The organism is Klebsiella aerogenes KCTC 2190 (genome assembly GCF_000215745.1).
GTDB lineage: Bacteria > Pseudomonadota > Gammaproteobacteria > Enterobacterales > Enterobacteriaceae > Klebsiella > Klebsiella aerogenes.
In genome coordinates this window covers 2224015-2241339 of record NC_015663.1, presented here as the reverse complement: position 1 = coordinate 2241339, position 17325 = coordinate 2224015, and the positions used below count along the sequence as shown (strand labels likewise).

Below are 17325 nucleotides of genomic sequence, written 5' to 3'. Positions count from 1 at the left end.
TGTCATTTTATGCGGTCTGCTCGCTCTCCTGCGCCGCGCGCTGCGCCTCTTCAGCTTCCTGCGCCAGCAGTTGCTTTTCGTACACTTTAAAGAACGGGAAGTAGATGATAGCCGATACGCAAGCGAGGACAACGACCAGAATCGCCGCGCGGAAATCCCATCCCAACGCCCATGCGCCGCCAATCGGCGCCGGCGCCGTCCACGGCACAACGGAGATAACACGACCGATCAGATCCAACTTCATGGCCGCCCAGGCAATCACCGCGTTAACCATCGGCGCCAGCAGGAACGGAATAAAGAATACCGGGTTCATCACGATAGGCGTGCCAAAGATAACCGGCTCGTTAATGTTAAACAGGCTTGGCACCACGCTTAAACGGCCGATAGAGCGCAAATGCGCGGAACGGCTGCGCAGATAGCAGAACACCAGCCCCATAGTTGCGCCGGAACCGCCGACAACGATGAAGAACGTCCAGAACGCTTCCATAAAAATATGCGGCAGCGGCGCGCCCTGCGCCAGGGCCTGCTGGTTCATCCCCAGATTAGTGAGCCAGAACATCTGCAGCATGCCGGAGACAATCGCCGCCCCGTGAATCCCTGCGAACCACAGCAGGTGGCCAATCAACACTGCCAGCAGAATGGCCGGTAATGAATCTGCGGCAGAGACCAATGGCTTAAAGATAGCCATGATGGCCTGCGGGATCAGCATGTCGAAATGATGCTGGATAAACAGACTCAACGGATAGAGCGTCAGCACCACCACCAGGACCGGGATCAGCAAATCGAACGAGTTTTTGATCATCGGCGGCACCTGATCCGGAAGACGGATCCCGATATTGTGCGCCTTCAGGAATCGCATCATCTCCACGCAATAAATCGCCACCAGGATCGCGGTAAAGATCCCGGTGCCGCCAAGACTATCAACCGGCAAACTGCCATTGGTTTTTGGCGCAGCGATCAGCAGGAACGCCATGATCGACAGCATGGCGCACATGAAAGGATCGAGCTGGTGCGCCTTTTCATAATGCTTGCCCAGGTTGTAGGAAATCGCCGCGCAGATATAAATGGACATGATGCCCATGGTCATATCAAAAGGCGTCAGAATGCGTCCTTCGAACTCTTTAGCCAAATCCAGCCAGGCGCGGGCGAAGCCCCAGGTAGTATCCGGCGAAAAAGGCGGATAAGCGAAGACTAAGAGAAAGGAACCCACGATCATAAACGGCATGGCCGAGATAAATCCGTCACGAATAGCCATGACGTGGCGCTGCGAAGAAATGCGCCCGGCAACGGGACTTATATAGTTCTCTACAAAGCGAAATATCAGATTAAACGCAGCATGGTTAGCAGACATAGCAGCCCTCCTGACAGGCTATCGAAACAGGCCCAACAACGGTAATCTTGCCGCTATGCTGAAATTAACTGCGTATGGACAGTAGCTACCCGGGGTTTAAGGTCGCCATATTGTCAGCAGGAATATCTCACGCGCGGCTGTTAGTTATCTTTGCTACAGGGAGTTACCTTGTCAGTATTCATCGACGAAGGTCATACTGCAACCGGTTACAGTAACCGGTTGCGGCGATTGTGAAGAAGATCCAGAAATCAGAATAATTCCTGATTATCTATCGACAATATTTACAGATTTCCGGCCTTGTGACAGATTTAAGCGGAAAACTATCAGGAGAACCCCATGAGTCTGCAGTCCGTGAGGCAGTTTTTTGCTGAACATGCCCCCGATATTGAAATCATCGAATTGAATCAAAGCACGGCGACCGTTGCGCTTGCCGCCGCCGCGCATCGAGTCGAGCCGGGGCAAATCGCTAAGACTTTATCTTTAAAAGTAAAAGACCGGGTTATATTAATCGTCGCCAAAGGTGATGCCCGGCTTGATAATAAAAAACTGAAAGACGCTTTCGGGGCGAAAGCGCGCATGCTCAGCAGCGATGAAGTCGTTACGCTCACTGGCCATCCCGTCGGCGGCGTCTGCCCGTTTGGCCTGGAAAATCCGCTGCCGGTTTACTGCGATATCTCGCTCAAACAATATCCCGAAGTTCTGCCAGCAGCGGGGGCTATTCATAGCGCGGTACGAATTTCACCTGAACGTATGGCGCAACTGACAGAAGCCGACTGGGTCGACGTCTGCCTGTAGATTGCCAGTTATTGCGCCAGGCGCATTCCCCGGCCGTCGTCATTATTAGCCGGCAGACACAGCAGAATGTCTGCCGCGCTGAGCAAGCCAATGTCAGAGTTCACACCCAGTTTGGTCATTGCATTAAATTTATGCGCGCGAATGGTTTTGATATTTCTATCAAGCCGGGTGGCTATTTCGGGCAGTGAATAGCCGTAAGTCATGTAACGCAGGATCGTATGCTCGGTTGGGCTAAGAATTTGCCCGCAGGAGCTATAGCTGCGATTGAGAATACTTTCTTTGTCCAGCGGCGCCTGTTCAATTAGCTGCAGTAAACGTTCTTGCAGGCGAGTAAGACAAGATGATTTATTGAGGATAGTTTGCGGGCTTGATGGCGTCAGATGGCTGATCAGACGCATTTCCGCCGTATTATCCGCCAGTACGATTCGCTGTATTTCGGGACGAGTTTGCGCAATCTCGTGTAAGAAGAGCAGGCTTTCCAGACGAATACGCCTGCTACCGGAAAGAGAAAAAATAACGGCAATAAAGTTTTTGGAAGCGAATTCGCGCTTTAGAGCCTGAGTATCTTTATAAAAATGAATGCTATATCTTTTACCCGCATCGTTACTTAAAATGTAACGAAGCGCCGTCTCAGTCATTGCGCATTTTTCTACGATAGCGACACATCGTGTTGTGAGATTTTTTTCCATTCCGTGTTATCTCCATAGGCTGAATACAGATTCAGTTCCTTCATTCCTTGAGCGCTATTGATCCAGGCATACATTTCTGCATTACTGCGTAACGAAAGTCGGCGCATGGCGCTATTTTTCTGCGCGCTTATCGTTTTATTGCTCTTTTTCAACAAGGCAGCAATCTGGTTAATTCCCCACCCTTTTGCCAGAAGCCGCAAAACTTTGCGTTCTGAAAAAGTTAAGATGACCGTCTCGCCAGCGTCATCACCTAAGTTATCCATCTCGGGTGAAAAAAGTGTCTGGCTAATTCTCTCAGCAGAAAGTTTGCCGGCGCGGATGACTTCAATGAAACGTCTTACCGGCTCGCTATCAGAAATCAGCGAACTCTCCGGCCGCATGAGAAACTCGACTGCCAAAGGGAAGCAGGAGTGGCCAACCATAAAAATCCAGTGAATATCCCGGTATTGATTCATTAACGAATAATAATGCTCACAAATATCTCGCGGGCGTTCAATGTGTCCGGAGAGGTCAACGACGACCAGTACGGCGCGGCGAAGCTGCAGTAACGTGAGTTCATCCTGCGAACCACAGAAACTTAGTTCGTAATCAGGAAGATGTTCCCTTAAAATAGCCTTCAGGCCGGATTGCATAACCGGTATTCTACTAATAATGACGCCAAATTTACCTTGTCCTGGCAACATAAAACCTCCGCATCCTGTCAAAGATTCACACCCGAAATAAATGACGGATGAATGGCTACTATAATATTATTTCACCTATTGAATCTTTATCGTCCCTGGTGGGCATAATGCACGCCCTGAAGTTAATTCCATAACCGTGAGGGATATATAACTATTACTCTCACCAACGATTTACCCTAACACAAAATGATGCCATCAATAAATTAGAAAAATTAAAGCCCTCATTAGAAAAATTACCTTAAGAATTAAATAAATAACTTATTTAATTTCTTTCCTAAATGCTTTTGGCGAGATTCCGCTATATCGCCGAAAGAATCTCGAAAAATAAGCAGCGTCAGTAAACCCTAAATAATCAGAAAGTTGTGTGATGGTCATGCTGGTATATTGCAGGTTACGCCGCGCTTCTAACATTAAGCGTCGATGTAAGACGCCTAATGCGCTGCAGCCATGAAATTCACGACACAAATAATTTAAATGCGTTGTGGAAAGCCCCACTAGCTTTGCATATTCAGCCAGCGGCAGATGCTCCCGGTAATGGCTTTCAATCAGGCGGGAAAAATGGCGCATGACGCTGCGCTTACGTTCGGCTTTGTCTTCTGTCACCGATGTCGGCTGACACTGGCGGTTTAACCAGACCAGGAGCGCCCCCAGCAGCGAATGCAGCATCATTTCTCGCGCATCATGCTCCTCGCAGTACTCTTCACGCAAAGCGGTAAACAGCGAGTGAATATGGCCACGTGAGCGTTTTACCGCCACGCACTGCGGCTGTGATAGCACATCAAGCGTTCGACCAAACTGGCTTTCAAAGCGGCTCAGCAGCGGCAATGAAAGCGACAGGACAAATCCCTGAGTACCGGGGGAAAAACGGAAGCCATGAATGCATAATGCCGGCACAACCTGAATACAGGCTTCGGTCATGACCCTCGTCGCGCCCTCAACTTCGATTTCAGCGCGCCCCTTGTGCAGATACAATAGCTGCACCATTTCGGCATGTTGATGCACGCGGATATGCCACTCATAAAGGCTGCTGCGCTGTAAAATGGATTCACAATGCAGCAGATCCGGCGTCGGCCAACCGCGCTCTTCGCCATATAATTTAAAAACAGGGATCGTACTTGCGGTCGACATGGCATCTCCGGTTTTCGTTAGCCGTTACGTTACCTGCTCCATCGGCAAACCCACATAATTTTCGGCAATCGTCGTCAGCCCTGCGCGAGACCCCAGATAGTAGCGGCGGTCAGCAGCCTGCATTTTTTTATCGAAATCAGTTTGTTCAGGGAAGTCATGCAGCAGGCGAGTCATAAACCAGCTGAATCTCTCCCCTTTCCATACGCGGTCGAGAGCGAAGCGCGAATAGCTCGCAAGCAGGTCCGCACGGCCATGGCGATAATACTCGCGCAGGATCCGCCATAAATAATTGACATCCGACGCCGCCAGATTAAGCCCCTTCGCGCCGGTTGGCGGTACGATATGCGCAGCATCGCCGACCAGAAATAGCCGGCCATACTGCATCGGCTCGACGACATAGCTGCGCAGCGGCGCAATGCTTTTCTCAAGTGAGTGACCAGTCACTACCTTACTTGCCAGATCCTCCGGCAGACGCCGCTTTAACTCATTCCAGAAGCGTTCATCTGACCATGCCGAGACGTTATCGCTTAACGGCACCTGCAGATAATAGCGGCTGCGAGTGAGTGAGCGCTGACTACATAATACAAATCCCCGTTCGTGATGGGCGTAAATCAGCTCCGGATTTACCGGCGGCGTGTCCGCCAGCAAACCTAACCAGCCAAACGGCCACACGCTTTCATACTCTTTGAGAATGTCACGTGGAATGCTTTGCCGCGAAACGCCGTGGAAACCATCGCAACCGGCAATAAAATCGCACTCCAGGCGACACTTTTCGCCGCCGCTCACGTAAGAGACCACCGGTCGGTCGCTCTTAACATCCTCGATTGCCACCTCGCTAACGCCATAAATAATCGGCGCGCCGCTGTCGCGTCTTGCCGCCATCAGGTCACGGGTGACTTCGGTCTGGCCGTAGACCATCACGCTTTTACCGCCGGTCAACTCGCTGAGCGGTACCGGTACCCGCTGGCCTTCAAATAAAAACTCCACGCCATGATGAACCAGCCCTTCCGCATCCATTCGCTTTGCTACCCCCGCTTCGCGCAATAGCTCGACGGTACCGTTTTCGAGGATCCCCGCCCGTATACGTCCCAGCACATATTCCGCGCTCTGACGCTCAAGGATGACGGTATGAATACCAGCGTTATGCAGCAGTTGGCCTAACAGTAGCCCCGAAGGGCCCGCGCCAATAATGGCAACCTGTGTTCTCATGGGGTACTCGCTCTCAAAGGTTAATTATTTGTTTATTTTTTGTTTACTAAAAGTTCCTGGATGCATTTTTGATAACTCAAACGGGAAAAAGAAGGGATGAATGGCGGTAAAAATTGCACTTTCCAACGAAGTGGTGAAAGTGTGGCGCGGTTCAAATTTCAGCCAACGCCATTGATGGAGCAATTTTTGCACATTGTTTGATCCGGCACGCCGCACAACGGGGTGGAGTTCAGGTACAAGTATCAATAGAGACGCGGACAGCAGGTACTTATGCAGGCAGATAAATCAGAGCAGCGCGCCGTCACCCGGTTGTGCATCCAGTGTGCCCTTTACTTACTCCAGCATGGTGCGGAAAGCGCGCTGGTTGAGGAGCTTTCTACCCGCCTCGGGCGGGCGTTAGGTATGGATAGCGTTGAAAGCGCTATCTCCTCTAATGCGATCGTGCTCACCACGATTAAAGACGGCGAATGTCTCACCTCCACGCGTAAAAACAGCGATCGCGGAATTAACATGCATGTGGTGACGGAGGTACAGCATATTGTGATCATGGCCGAACATAAGCTGTTGGATTACAAAGACGTCGAGAAGCGCTTCTCGCAGATCAAACCCTTACGCTACCCGCGCTGGCTACTGGTATTAATGGTCGGCCTCTCCTGCGCCTGCTTTTGTAAATTGAACAACGGCGGTTGGGATGGCGCGGTGGTTACCTTCTTCGCCAGTACCGTCGCCATGTATATTCGCCAGCTGCTAACCCACCGTTCCATGCATCCGCAGATTAATTTCTGCATTACCGCCTTTGTCGCCACCACCATTTCCGGGCTGATGCTGCGTCTGCCGGCATTTAGCGAGACGCCGACTATCGCCATGGCCGCCAGCGTGCTGTTGCTGGTTCCCGGCTTTCCGTTAATTAACGCCGTGGCCGATATGTTCAAGGGCCATATCAATACCGGGCTGGCCCGCTGGGCGATCGCCAGCCTGCTGACGCTGGCGACCTGTATCGGGGTGGTAATGGCAATGACCATGTGGGGGCTACGCGGATGGGCATAATCTCTTATCTTTTCGACCTGGCGCAGGATATGGCGCTGGCGGCCATCCCTGCTGTCGGCTTTGCGATGGTGTTCAACGTCCCACAGCGCGCGCTGCGCTGGTGCGCGTTACTGGGCGCTATCGGCCACGGCTCGCGGATGGTGATGATGAGCGCAGGCTTCAATATAGAATGGGCCACCTTTCTCGCCGCGTTACTGGTCGGTAGTATCGGCATTCAGTGGTCGCGCTGGTATCTGGCGCACCCGAAGATATTTACCGTCGCCGCGGTGATCCCGATGTTCCCTGGGATTTCGGCTTATACGGCGATGATCTCGGCCGTCAAAATCAGCCATTTTGGTTACTCCGAAGAGATGATGATTATGCTGTTGAGCAACTTTTTAAAAGCCTCCTCCATCGTCGGGGCGCTCTCTATCGGGCTGTCTATTCCCGGTCTGTGGCTCTATCGCAAACGCCCGCGCGTGTAACCGCCAGCGCTGCTTCCTGGCCTCGCACTATGCTACTATGTCAGCAATTCCCCCACTCTTTGCTGTTCAGAGTTGAGATAGCGTTATGTCTTCACGAATTTTAACCACCGACTTTTGCGGTCTTGACGATTTCGTCGAGAACCACGCGGCCAGGCTGCAAAAATCAGCCAGCGGCGCCGTCGCCGTATTTGCCAATAACGCCCCGGCGTTTTACGCGCTGACGCCGGAGCGCCTGGCGCAGCTGCTGGAGCTGGAAGCTAAACTGGCGCGCCCCACCAGCGATATCGCGCTGGATGCGCAGTTCTTTGATGAGCCGAGCGCCGCGCCCGTCGCCGTGCCGATGGGAAAATTCGCCATGTATGCCGGCTGGCAGCCGGATGCCGATTTTCAGCGTCTGGCGGCGCTGTGGGGTATCGCCCTGACGCAGCCGGTCACCCCGGAAGAACTGGCCGCCTTCGTCGCCTACTGGCAGGCGGAAGGCAAAGTTTTCCACCACGTGCAGTGGCAGCAGAAGCTGGCGCGTAGCGTGCAAATCGGCCGCGCCAGCAACGGCGGGCAGCCGAAGCGCGATGTGAACGCTATTAGCGAACCCGATAACCAGATCCCGCGAGGTTTCCGAGGATGAGCATGAAAAACGTTGGCGATCTCATGAAGCGCCTGCAAAAAATGATGCCAGCCCACGTGCAACCGGCGTTTAAAACCGGCGAAGAGCTGTTGGCCTGGCAAAAAGAGCAAGGTAGGCTGCGTTCAGAGGCGCTGGAGCGGGAAAATCGGGCGATGAAAATGCAGCGCACCTTTAATCGCTCCGGGATCCGTCCATTACATCAGAACTGTTCATTCGATAATTACCGGGTCGAAAACGACGGGCAGATGATCGCCCTGTCCCGCGCCCGCCAGTACGTTGAAGAGTTTGACGGCAATATTGCGAGCTTCATCTTCTCCGGCAAGCCGGGCACCGGTAAAAATCATCTTGCCGCCGCTATCTGCAACGAGCTGCTGCTGCGCGGTAAATCGGTATTAATCATCACCGTCGCCGATATTATGTCGGCGATGAAAGATACCTTTGGTAATCGGGAAACCAGCGAAGAGCAACTGCTCAGCGACCTGAGCCGGGTCGATCTGCTGGTTATCGACGAAATCGGTATGCAAACCGAATCACGCTACGAGAAAGTGATTATCAACCAGATTGTCGATCGTCGCTCCTCCTCGAAACGCCCAACCGGCATGCTGACTAACAGTACCATGGATGAAATGAACAAACTGCTCGGCGAACGCGTTATGGATCGCATGCGCCTCGGCAATAGCCTGTGGGTGAATTTCACCTGGGATAGCTACCGCGATCGCGTTACCGGTAAAGAGTATTGAGAGATTTCCGAGCGTAAGCGGCGTTATACTGAAGGGATTCTTAAGTAACGACGAAGAGTACGTTTATGAAATCTTTGCAGACAGCTTTTTGCGTCGCTATCGCAGCCGGCGCGTTGATGGCGGCCCCTACCTACGCCGCCTCCTGGCAGGACTCGCTCAATAGCGCCGCCAGCCAGCTCAGCAGCAGTTCCCAGCAAAGCGGCGGCGGTATGTCGATGTCGTCCTTAACCAGCCTGCTCAACGGCGGCAACCAGGCGCTCACCTCCAGCAGCATGAACAATGCCGCCGGCGTTCTCTCTTATTGCGCGCAAAAAAAACTGACCTCGGTCACCAACGCCGACAACGTTAAAAACCAGGTACTGGATAAGCTTGGCCTGAGCACGCCGGAGAAACAGAAACAGGATACCGGTTATCTGGAAGGGCTACAGGGATTGCTGAGCAGTAATAACGGCCAGCAGTTGAATCTCAACACCCTGGGTAGCAGCCCGCTGGCTGAAAAAGTGAAGACCAAAGCCTGTGACCTGGTACTGAAACAGGGCGTTAACTTCCTGTCTTAAAGTTCCCCGCCGATGCCGCGTTTGGCGCTTTAGCGTTGCCAGCGCGGCCGCAATCGCTATTTTTACTTTTCTGCTCCTGTTTTCCCCGTGACGACAGGATGAGACATCGTACAAAAAAGACGCTTTCTAAACCAATTCTGAATCACAGCACACTTTCATGACACTACAATTGCAGCAGAAAGGCGCTGCCATTACAGTGTAGCGTGAAAATCGATCTATCCGGCCAGCCCGCCGCTGGCGCATACGAGGGTTAGCTGTGTCAGAGTTGTTATCCATCGCCTTGTTTCTCGCCTCGGTGGTGATCTATGCCTGGAAAGCCGGTCGCAACACCTGGTGGTTCTCTGCCACCCTGGCGGTGTTGGGGCTGTTTGTTGTGCTTAATATCACCCTTTACGCCAGCGACTACTTCACCGGCGACGGTATTAACGATGCGGTACTCTATACCCTGACCAACAGCCTGACCGGCGCGGGCGTCAGTAAATATATTCTGCCGGGTATCGGTCTGGTGCTGGCGCTGGTCGCCGTATTTGGCGTTCTCGGCTGGATATTACGCCGTCGCCGGCATCATCCGCATCACTTTGGCTACAGCCTGATTGCGCTGGTACTGGCGCTGGCCTCCGTCGACGCCAGCCCGGCGTTCCGCCAAATCACCGAACTCGTGAAATCGCAGTCCCGCGATGGCGATCCGGACTTCGCGGCCTACTACAAAGAGCCGTCGAAAAGCATCAACAATCCGCAGCTGAATCTGGTCTATATCTACGGCGAGAGCCTGGAACGCACCTATTTCAATAACGAGGCTTTCCCCGAACTAACGCCGGAACTGGGTAAAATCAAAAGCGAAGGGCTGGATTTCAGCAACACCGCGCAGCTTCCCGGCACCGATTACACCATCGCCGGCATGGTCGCTTCCCAGTGCGGTATTCCGCTGTTCGCGCCGTTCGAAGGCAACGCTTCCGCGGCGGTATCCAGCTTCTTTCCGCAAAATATCTGTCTCGGCGATATCCTGAAAAATTCCGGTTACGAAAACTACTTTGTGCAGGGCGCCAACCTGCGTTTTGCCGGTAAAGACGTTTTCCTCAAATCTCACGGCTTCGATCACCTGTACGGCGCGGAAGAGCTGAAAACAACGGTGGCTGACCCGTCCTACCGCAACGACTGGGGCTTCTACGACGACACCGTGCTCGACGAAACGTGGAAAAAGTTCGAAGCGCTCTCCCAATCCGGCAAACGCTTTTCGCTGTTCGCTCTCACCGTCGATACCCACCACCCTGACGGCTTTATCTCACGCACCTGCGAGCGTAAACGCTATGACATGGATGGCAAAAAGAACCTCTCCTTCAGCGCCGTGGCCTGTAGCCAGGAGCACATCGCCGCGCTGATTGAAAAGATTAAGGCCTCGCCGTACTTCAAAAATACGGTCATCGTGGTTTCGTCCGATCATCTGGCGATGAAGAACACCGCCTGGGATTATCTGAACAAACAGGATCGCAGCAACCTGTTCTTTATCCTGCGCGGCGACCAGCCTCAACAGGATGTGCTGGCCGTGAAGCGTAATACCATGGATAACGGCGCAACGGTATTGGATATTCTCGGCGGCGATAACTATATCGGCCTTGGCCGCAGCAGCCTTTCCGCCGAATCGCTTTCAACCATTTTCATGAACATGAAAGAGAAAGTGCTGGCATGGAAACCGGACGTCATTCGTCTGTGGAATTTCCCGAAGGAGATAAAGAACTTCAGCATCGACTCGCAGAAGAACATGATCGCATTCTCCGGTAGCCACTTCCGTCTGCCGCTGCTGCTGCGGGTCTCTGATCAGCGCGTCGAGCCGATTCCGGAAAGCGAATATTCCGCGCCGCTACGCTTCCAACTGGCGGATTTCGCCCCGCGCGACAACTTCGTATGGGTCGACCGCTGCTACAAAATGGGCCAACTGTGGCGGCCGGAACTGGCGCTGTCCACCGACTGGTGCGTCTCTCAGGGTCAACTGGGCGGCGAACAAAAAGTACAGCATGTCGATAAGCCGCAGTGGCAGGGCAAAACCGCCTTTAAAGATACCGTCATCGATATGGAGCGCTATAAAGGCAACGTCGATACGTTGAAAATTGTCGATAACGATATTCGCTACAAAGCCGATAGCTTTGTGTTTAATGTCGCCGGCGCGCCGGAAGAGGTCAAACAGTTCAGCGGCATCTCGCGGCCTGAGCTGTGGGGACGCTGGTCTAATGCCCAGCTCGGTGACGAGGTGAAGATTGAATATAAAGAACCGCTGCCGGAAAAATTCGATCTGGTGATCACCGCCAAAGCCTTCGGCCCGAACGCCAACCAGCCAATACCGGTGCGCGTCGGGAAAAGCGAGCAAGTACTTACTTTAGCCAATGAAGTGACCACGACGACGCTGCATTTCGACAATCCGGCGCGCAGCAACACCTTAACCATCACTCCGCCGGAGCCCCAGTCCACCAACGAAGGCAATATTGTCGGCCACGCGCCGCGCCAGTTGGGCATTGGTATGGTCGACATTAAAATCGTCAGTCGCGAAGGTTAACGCCTGCGGCCCGGCGTCTGCGCCGGGCTAGTTCAAGCGCAGGCACATCTCGTACTGCTGCAGCGCCAGCGGCGCATAGCCCGCCGATTTAAACAGCGGCGTGAAGGTTTCCGGGATGGTCACCGAAGTGCTTAATCCCGGAAACTGTTGAGCCAGCGCGAGCAGCATTTCCCGCCCCAGCCCGCGTCCGCGCGCCGCCGGCGTCAGCCATAAAAACTGTAACTGCGGCTTGCTGGCGGTGGTTGCCAGTACGGCGAAGGCCTGCTGCTGCAGCGTCAACGCCCGACAGGGCAAGGTAATAAAGGTCAGCGGATCCAGCAGCCACGGCAGTTGCCCTTCCAGCTCCAGGCTTGCATGACGCAGCAGGCTCAGCAAATCATACTCATCCAGGCTGGATTCACGCGGCTCCGCTTGCCCCGCGCTGAGATAGCCGCACAGCCCGTGACGCACGGTAAAGCCCAATGACTGATACAGCGCCACCGCCCGGTGATTATCGCGGATCACCTCCAGCCACATTCGCTGTACGCCCTGAGCGCGTAAATCGGCGATAAGCGAGGTCATCAATTGTCGCCCTCGTCCTTTGCCGCGAAAGCCGGGATGTATAGCAAAGGCCGCCAGCCGCGCATCACGCCCGCGACGGGCGATGAGCCCGATAGCCGCCGGTTCATCTCCTGCCAGCCACACCTTAGACTGCAACAGGTTTAACCCTTCGGCGCTAAAGCGTTGTACAAACAGATCTACCGACATCGACACCGGCACCAGATAATCGGCAAAGCAGTCATTCAAAATCGTAGTCAACTGCGCGCCGCTAAACTGGACGGCAGGAACGGCGGTGAACTCCATGCATTTCTCCCTGAGGCTGCTATGCTGAGGCGATGAAAACTAACACTATAAACCCCACTATCACTTTTCGCCTGACTGAAGAAGGCGATCTGCCGCAGCTGCCCGCGCTGGAACGTTCGGCGGCACAATCCTTTGCGCGCATTCCCGCTTTCGCCTGGCTGGCGGAAAGCCCGGTAATGAGCGTTGAACAGCACCGGCAATACCTGGAAACCGGCCATAGCCTGCTGGCGCTCGCGGACGACAGGCCCGTCGGTTTCCTGCTGAGCGAGCCGCTGGACGATGCGCTGTTTATTGTAGAAATCTCCGTCCATCAGCAGTGGCAGGGCCAGGGTATTGGCCGCGCCCTGCTTAGCCAAACTATCGACAACGCCCGCCGCGACGGCTTCCCGGCGGTGACGCTCACCACCTTTCGCGAAGTGCCGTGGAACGCGCCATTTTATACCCGGCTGGGCTTCACCATCCTTAATGAACTGCACCTACCCGAAGGGCTGGCGGCGAAACGCGCGCTGGAAACGGAGCACGGCCTGACGGCGGAAACCCGCTGCGCGATGCGCCTTGATTTTTAGCGCCGCGAGAGGCGCCGCGCTGATTTTGTCACCGGCATATGGTACAAAGTACCATTCCCAATACATAACCTAATACATAACCTGATACCCGGAATGGCCTACTCGATCGATATCATCTCCTGCATCACCGACCGCTTTATGGCGCTGACCGCGACCGAAAAGCGCATTGCGCAGTTTATTCTCGACGACGTCGCCGCCGCGGCGGCAATGCCGATTGCCGAACTGGCGCGCCTGACCGACACCAGCCAGGCATCGGTGACGCGCTTTGCGCGTGCGCTGGGCTGCAAAGACGTGCGCGAACTGAAAATGAAGCTCGCCCAGTCGCTGGCCATTGGTCAGCGCTTTATTCTCGATGTGCCGGATCTGGAAGGCGTACAGGGAATTTATGAATCGATTATCAGCGTACTGGAAACCAACCGCCGGGCGCTGGATCTTGCGGCGCTGAAACGCGCGGTGGAATGGATTAGCGGCGCCCGCCAGGTGCTTGCGCTGGGTATGGGCGGCGGCTCGACCATCTGCGCGCAGGAGATCCAGTATCGCCTGTTCCGCCTCGGGTTGCCGGTAGTCAGCCAGAACGACGGCCTATTGGTTCGCATGATGAGTTCGGCGGTGACGGCGAAAGATGTGGTGATTGTGCTGTCGCTCGGCGGCTATACCAAAGAGATGATCGAAAGCGCCGCTATCGCCCGGCAATACGGGGCGAAAATTGTCGCTATTACCCCGCCGGAAACGCCGCTGGCGGCGCAGGCAGATTTATTGCTGCCGCTGCTGGTGAGCGAAAACGACTATATCTTTAAGCCCAGCGCCTCACGCTATGCGATGCTGGCGATGGTGGATGTGCTGGCCACCGAGCTGGCGATGGCCAATAAACCGCAGGCGAAAGACCGCCTGCGCCGCATTAAGCTGGCGCTCGACGACCACCGAGACGGCGTCGACCGACTGCCGCTCGGCGATTAATCACCGCAGGCGGCGATAAAGCGTTGCGCCTGCTGGCGGGTACGCGCCAACGACTGCCCGGCGCGGTAGAGATCGCTGCCTAGCCCCGCCCCCGCGCAGCCCGCCTGACGCCAGCTGTGCAGGTTTTCCGGCGTCACGCCGCCGACCGCCAGCACCGACACCTCCGGCGGCAACACCGCTTTCAGCGCGCGGATATAGTCCGGGCCGAATGCCGATGACGGAAAGATTTTCAGCCATTGCGCCCCGGCATCCAGCGCGCTAAACGCCTCGGAGGCCGTCGCGCAGCCGGCGCACACCAACATCCCCTTATCTACCGCGCGGCGGATCACCGCCGGGGCCGTATTGGGCGTCACGATAAGTTTTGCCCCGGCTTCAGTCAGAAAATCAACCTGTTCAACCTTCAGCACCGTCCCCGCACCAATCACCGCCCGCTCGCCAAACTGGCGCACCATCGCCGGAATACTTTGCTGCCAGTCCGGCGAGTTAAGCGGAATTTCAATATAGCGAAAACCCGCCTCGATAAGCGCGGCGATATGCTCCGCCGCCTCACCAGGCTGAATACCGCGTAAAATCGCCACCAGTTTAACCTTGTCCATCAATCATCCTCGCTATACCCGAAAGAAACGCCGTCTCGCCGGAACAACAGGAAACGGCTAACCCACGCGCCGCCATCGCCTGCTGATAACGGGCGCTGAGCGAGTGCTCACCAACCAGCACCACGCGGCTGGCGCGGTAGCGTTCGCTAAAGGTCGCCACCTCCGCGCCAATCAACAGCCCGGAGAGATAATCGCTCACCGAAGCCGCCGCCAGCGCGCCTAACACCCGCGCGGCGCGAGCGCTGAATAACCCGTCCAGCAGCGCCGGCTGAGTTAGCCCTTTTTCCATACCGAGAGCGAAAGCGGCGTCATCGGGTTGTTGTACCGGCAGTTGCTGGCCGAGCAACGAATGGTTAAGCAGCAGGTGATGCAGTTCGCCGGTCATCGCCGTGGCGAACTGGCGTACCACGCCGTTTTGCACCTGCACCCATTTGCAGTGGGTGCCGGGCATCACGTAACACTCCGCGGGCATCAGTTGCCAGGCGCCCAGCAACTGAGTCTCTTCACCGCGCATCACATCGTAATCTGCGGCCTGCGCCACTTTCAGCCCCGGCACGATCCACACGTTTTCCGCCACCTCATGTAACTGACCGTTGAGCGCCTCCAGCGCCAGCGGGCAGGCCAGATAAGGCACCGGTTGCCAGCCGGCATCACTGCCGATCATGCCCGCCATCACCACCGGCAGCGCGGGGTCGCCGCGCCACGGCGCCAGCTGCTGCTGAAATACCGCTTCGGCGCGCTGCCCGTTCAGGCGCGTGACGCCGCAGGGCAGCTTCAGCTGGTCGATGCATTCGCCATCACGCATCCGCCATGCCCGCAGCTGCGTAGAGCCCCAATCGACGGCAATATACTCGTTCATGATGGCCCCTTACCCGCGTGAGGTATGACGTTTGCCAATCGGCAGCGGCGGCGGCGTCGGGCGGCTTTCACGCTCGCGGGTAATCATTTCCAGCGCCTGCTCGCGGCTCAGGCTGCTGGCCGGGGTCAGTAACGTCACCACCACCGAAGCCACCAGGCTCGTCAGTACCGCCGGAATACACGGGTTGCCCCAGAACGCCAGCCAGTCGCTATCCACCAGCACCGCAACCGATGCCCCGGCGCCGCCGGCCAGCGCAGCGACCGCGCCCTGCCAGTTAAAGCGTGTCCAGAAACGGCCAAGCATGGTGCAGATAAACATGCCGGACATAATCATCGAGATCATTTTGGTGATATAGCTGATGATGTCGTTGGAGGTCAGCGCAAACAGCAGCGCCAGCGCAATCACCAGAACCAGGAAGATCCGCGACAGGCGAATGGCTTTCTCCGGCGCGGGCATATGGCCGGTCACCAGGGTGTAGAGGTCGCGCAGCATAATGGACACCGCGGCGATGGCATCAGAGCTACCGGAAGACATATTGGCCGACATCCCGGCAATCAGGATCGCCATCGCCAGCACCGGCGGCAGCACCTGAGTGGCAAACAAGAAAGCGAAGCCGCTGTTTTCCAGCTGCGGGTTCATGGTCCATACCGCCATACCGATGATCGCCGGCAGGAAGGAAAATCCCAAATACAGCAGGCCGGTAATGGTAAAGGACTGGCGCACCGAGGAGACGGTCTTCGCCGAGTAAATACGCTGGCGATAAGAAGGCGTCGCCAGCACGCCGACGCCGATCACCATCGCCAATGATAGCGCCGGCAACACGCCTAATTTATCGACCGCGAACAGGCTTTGCGCCGCCGGATCGACGGCCTGCTGAATATGGCTCCAGCCGCCAACGTGATGAACCGCCAGCACCGCCATTAAAATAAAGCCGACGAACAGCACGATTGATTGAATGGTATCGATCCACACCACCGCGGAATAGCCGCCGATACCGACATAAACCACAAAAGCCAGCGCGATAATAATTTTCGCGACATTAATATCAATGCCGCTGGCCCACGCCAGATATAATCCGCCGCCTAATATATGCGCTCCCAGCCAGCCGATAGAGGCAATAAAAATAAGTATCGCGACGAGGTTTTTGATAATTTTACTGCCGCCGGTGTAATACGACATTTCTTCACTCATGGTCATGAAGCGAAGTTTACGTACCGGTGCGAATAACCATGCCACCAGCAGGATCCCCACCGCGCCGCCAAGGCCGTAAAGCATCCCGGCCCAGCCGTTGCTGTAGCCAAAGCCGACGGCGCCGACGCTGGAGCCGGTCCCCACCATGGTGCCGACCGTCGAACCGAGAGTGAGGATCATCGGCAGCGAACGACCGCCAAGTAAAAAGTCTTCGCCGGTTTTCTGTTTGCGCGAAACGTACCAACCTAAAGTAATCATCGCGCAGGCATAAACGGAAAACCAAATCATAAATGACATATTATTCATGGCTCACATCCAGACGTAATAAATAATATTCGTGCCGCTGAATATTATGAGTTAACAGGAACCATGCCTGAAAAAAGGCATAGCGAACCCAGTGGCACCGATTTATTTATTCACTCTGGTGCCGATATCACATTTTTTTGATGATCCCTCCCGGAAAGGGAGGGAATTATT

19 protein-coding genes are annotated in these 17325 nt (G+C 55.2%); 9 read left to right on the top strand and 10 right to left on the bottom strand.

What is annotated here, in order from left to right:
• Window positions 1–7: 7 nt before the first annotated feature.
• On the bottom strand, window positions 8–1351 hold the full coding sequence (locus tag EAE_RS10720) for a PTS cellobiose transporter subunit IIC (protein ID WP_015704317.1): 1344 nt from the start codon (window positions 1349–1351) through the stop codon (window positions 8–10).
• A gap of 336 nt (window positions 1352–1687) precedes the next feature.
• Between EAE_RS10720 and EAE_RS10715 the strand changes: the two genes are divergently transcribed.
• On the top strand, window positions 1688–2146 hold the full coding sequence (locus EAE_RS10715) for a YbaK/EbsC family protein (RefSeq protein WP_015368396.1): 459 nt from the start codon (window positions 1688–1690) through the stop codon (window positions 2144–2146).
• A gap of 8 nt (window positions 2147–2154) precedes the next feature.
• On the opposite strand, the gene bglJ is transcribed toward EAE_RS10715, so the two are convergent.
• The 5 genes from bglJ to EAE_RS10690 form a co-directional block, all read right to left on the bottom strand.
• Entirely contained in the window at window positions 2155–2835 is a 681-nt protein-coding gene (gene bglJ / locus EAE_RS10710; protein WP_032709832.1) for a DNA-binding transcriptional activator BglJ, read from the bottom strand.
• Window positions 2796–3518: a helix-turn-helix transcriptional regulator gene (locus EAE_RS10705; RefSeq protein WP_015704315.1), complete on the bottom strand. Its 723-nt coding sequence runs from the start codon at window positions 3516–3518 to the stop codon at window positions 2796–2798. Before EAE_RS10705 ends, bglJ begins: the two co-directional genes overlap by 40 nt.
• Window positions 3519–3776: 258 nt before the next feature.
• A complete protein-coding gene (locus tag EAE_RS10700; protein WP_015704314.1) occupies window positions 3777–4646 on the bottom strand; it encodes a helix-turn-helix domain-containing protein in 870 nt (289 codons plus the stop codon).
• 24 nt (window positions 4647–4670) lie between these two features.
• The gene (pobA, locus tag EAE_RS10695) at window positions 4671–5855 is read right to left on the bottom strand and encodes a 4-hydroxybenzoate 3-monooxygenase (RefSeq protein WP_015704313.1); all 1185 of its coding nucleotides are present in this window, start codon (window positions 5853–5855) and stop codon (window positions 4671–4673) included.
• A 24-nt stretch (window positions 5856–5879) separates the two neighbouring features.
• Window positions 5880–6047 carry a hypothetical protein gene (locus EAE_RS10690; RefSeq protein WP_015368402.1) on the bottom strand — a complete coding sequence of 56 codons (168 nt, stop codon included), beginning with the start codon at window positions 6045–6047 and terminating at the stop codon, window positions 5880–5882.
• 78 nt (window positions 6048–6125) lie between these two features.
• On the opposite strand from EAE_RS10690, the gene EAE_RS10685 reads away from it, so the two are divergent.
• The 6 genes from EAE_RS10685 (at window position 6126) to opgB (ending at window position 11836) form a co-directional block, all read left to right on the top strand.
• The gene (locus EAE_RS10685; protein ID WP_015368403.1) at window positions 6126–6902 is read left to right on the top strand and encodes a threonine/serine exporter family protein; all 777 of its coding nucleotides are present in this window, start codon (window positions 6126–6128) and stop codon (window positions 6900–6902) included.
• On the top strand, window positions 6893–7366 hold the full coding sequence (locus tag EAE_RS10680; RefSeq protein ID WP_015704312.1) for a threonine/serine exporter: 474 nt from the start codon (window positions 6893–6895) through the stop codon (window positions 7364–7366). Before EAE_RS10685 ends, EAE_RS10680 begins: the two co-directional genes overlap by 10 nt.
• Before the next feature lie 85 nt (window positions 7367–7451).
• Window positions 7452–7991 (top strand): primosomal protein DnaT, encoded by a 540-nt coding sequence (gene dnaT / locus EAE_RS10675; protein ID WP_015368405.1) that lies wholly within the window; start codon window positions 7452–7454, stop codon window positions 7989–7991.
• A gap of 2 nt (window positions 7992–7993) precedes the next feature.
• A complete protein-coding gene (gene dnaC / locus EAE_RS10670; RefSeq protein WP_015368406.1) occupies window positions 7994–8731 on the top strand; it encodes a replicative helicase loader DnaC in 738 nt (245 codons plus the stop codon).
• Window positions 8732–8796: 65 nt separating this feature from the next.
• Window positions 8797–9288, top strand: a complete 492-nt coding sequence (locus EAE_RS10665) for a YjjA family protein (RefSeq protein WP_015704311.1) — start codon at window positions 8797–8799, stop codon at window positions 9286–9288.
• A 256-nt stretch (window positions 9289–9544) separates the two neighbouring features.
• A complete protein-coding gene (gene opgB / locus EAE_RS10660) occupies window positions 9545–11836 on the top strand; it encodes a phosphatidylglycerol--membrane-oligosaccharide glycerophosphotransferase (RefSeq protein ID WP_015704310.1) in 2292 nt (763 codons plus the stop codon).
• Window positions 11837–11863: 27 nt separating this feature from the next.
• On the opposite strand, the gene EAE_RS10655 is transcribed toward opgB, so the two are convergent.
• A complete protein-coding gene (locus EAE_RS10655) occupies window positions 11864–12679 on the bottom strand; it encodes a GNAT family N-acetyltransferase (protein ID WP_015368409.1) in 816 nt (271 codons plus the stop codon).
• A gap of 32 nt (window positions 12680–12711) precedes the next feature.
• Between EAE_RS10655 and EAE_RS10650 the strand changes: the two genes are divergently transcribed.
• Window positions 12712–13245 (top strand): GNAT family N-acetyltransferase, encoded by a 534-nt coding sequence (locus EAE_RS10650; protein ID WP_015704309.1) that lies wholly within the window; start codon window positions 12712–12714, stop codon window positions 13243–13245.
• A 93-nt stretch (window positions 13246–13338) separates the two neighbouring features.
• Complete coding sequence (locus tag EAE_RS10645) at window positions 13339–14202, top strand: MurR/RpiR family transcriptional regulator (RefSeq protein ID WP_015704308.1); 864 nt, start codon at window positions 13339–13341, stop codon at window positions 14200–14202.
• Here EAE_RS10645 and EAE_RS10640 read toward each other — a convergent pair.
• Genes EAE_RS10640 through EAE_RS10630 form a run of 3 tightly spaced genes read right to left on the bottom strand, consistent with a single transcriptional unit; the run spans window position 14199 to window position 17154 of the window.
• Window positions 14199–14798, bottom strand: a complete 600-nt coding sequence (locus EAE_RS10640) for a 2-dehydro-3-deoxy-6-phosphogalactonate aldolase (protein WP_015704307.1) — start codon at window positions 14796–14798, stop codon at window positions 14199–14201. The two genes, EAE_RS10645 and EAE_RS10640, sit on opposite strands and share 4 nt — an antisense overlap.
• Window positions 14785–15657: a 2-dehydro-3-deoxygalactonokinase gene (locus tag EAE_RS10635; RefSeq protein ID WP_015704306.1), complete on the bottom strand. Its 873-nt coding sequence runs from the start codon at window positions 15655–15657 to the stop codon at window positions 14785–14787. Before EAE_RS10635 ends, EAE_RS10640 begins: the two co-directional genes overlap by 14 nt.
• A 9-nt stretch (window positions 15658–15666) precedes the next feature.
• Window positions 15667–17154, bottom strand: coding sequence for a sodium:solute symporter family protein (locus EAE_RS10630; RefSeq protein WP_015704305.1), 1488 nt, complete (start codon window positions 17152–17154; stop codon window positions 15667–15669).
• Between the last annotated feature and the right edge of the window lie 171 nt (window positions 17155–17325).

What these genes read in the sequence shown, in the direction of transcription:
- EAE_RS10720 (WP_015704317.1), bottom strand. Translation starts at nt 1,351, where the DNA reads ATGTCTGCTAACCATGCTGCGTTTAATCTGATATTTCGCTTTGTAGAG.
- EAE_RS10715 (WP_015368396.1), top strand. Translation starts at nt 1,688, where the DNA reads ATGAGTCTGCAGTCCGTGAGGCAGTTTTTTGCTGAACATGCCCCCGAT.
- bglJ (WP_032709832.1), bottom strand. Translation starts at nt 2,835, where the DNA reads ATGGAAAAAAATCTCACAACACGATGTGTCGCTATCGTAGAAAAATGC.
- EAE_RS10705 (WP_015704315.1), bottom strand. Translation starts at nt 3,518, where the DNA reads ATGTTGCCAGGACAAGGTAAATTTGGCGTCATTATTAGTAGAATACCG.
- EAE_RS10700 (WP_015704314.1), bottom strand. Translation starts at nt 4,646, where the DNA reads ATGTCGACCGCAAGTACGATCCCTGTTTTTAAATTATATGGCGAAGAG.
- pobA (WP_015704313.1), bottom strand. Translation starts at nt 5,855, where the DNA reads ATGAGAACACAGGTTGCCATTATTGGCGCGGGCCCTTCGGGGCTACTG.
- EAE_RS10685 (WP_015368403.1), top strand. Translation starts at nt 6,126, where the DNA reads ATGCAGGCAGATAAATCAGAGCAGCGCGCCGTCACCCGGTTGTGCATC.
- EAE_RS10680 (WP_015704312.1), top strand. Translation starts at nt 6,893, where the DNA reads ATGGGCATAATCTCTTATCTTTTCGACCTGGCGCAGGATATGGCGCTG.
- dnaT (WP_015368405.1), top strand. Translation starts at nt 7,452, where the DNA reads ATGTCTTCACGAATTTTAACCACCGACTTTTGCGGTCTTGACGATTTC.
- dnaC (WP_015368406.1), top strand. Translation starts at nt 7,994, where the DNA reads ATGAAAAACGTTGGCGATCTCATGAAGCGCCTGCAAAAAATGATGCCA.
- EAE_RS10665 (WP_015704311.1), top strand. Translation starts at nt 8,797, where the DNA reads ATGAAATCTTTGCAGACAGCTTTTTGCGTCGCTATCGCAGCCGGCGCG.
- EAE_RS10655 (WP_015368409.1), bottom strand. Translation starts at nt 12,679, where the DNA reads ATGGAGTTCACCGCCGTTCCTGCCGTCCAGTTTAGCGGCGCGCAGTTG.
- EAE_RS10650 (WP_015704309.1), top strand. Translation starts at nt 12,712, where the DNA reads ATGAAAACTAACACTATAAACCCCACTATCACTTTTCGCCTGACTGAA.
- EAE_RS10645 (WP_015704308.1), top strand. Translation starts at nt 13,339, where the DNA reads ATGGCCTACTCGATCGATATCATCTCCTGCATCACCGACCGCTTTATG.
- EAE_RS10640 (WP_015704307.1), bottom strand. Translation starts at nt 14,798, where the DNA reads ATGGACAAGGTTAAACTGGTGGCGATTTTACGCGGTATTCAGCCTGGT.
- EAE_RS10635 (WP_015704306.1), bottom strand. Translation starts at nt 15,657, where the DNA reads ATGAACGAGTATATTGCCGTCGATTGGGGCTCTACGCAGCTGCGGGCA.
- EAE_RS10630 (WP_015704305.1), bottom strand. Translation starts at nt 17,154, where the DNA reads ATGAATAATATGTCATTTATGATTTGGTTTTCCGTTTATGCCTGCGCG.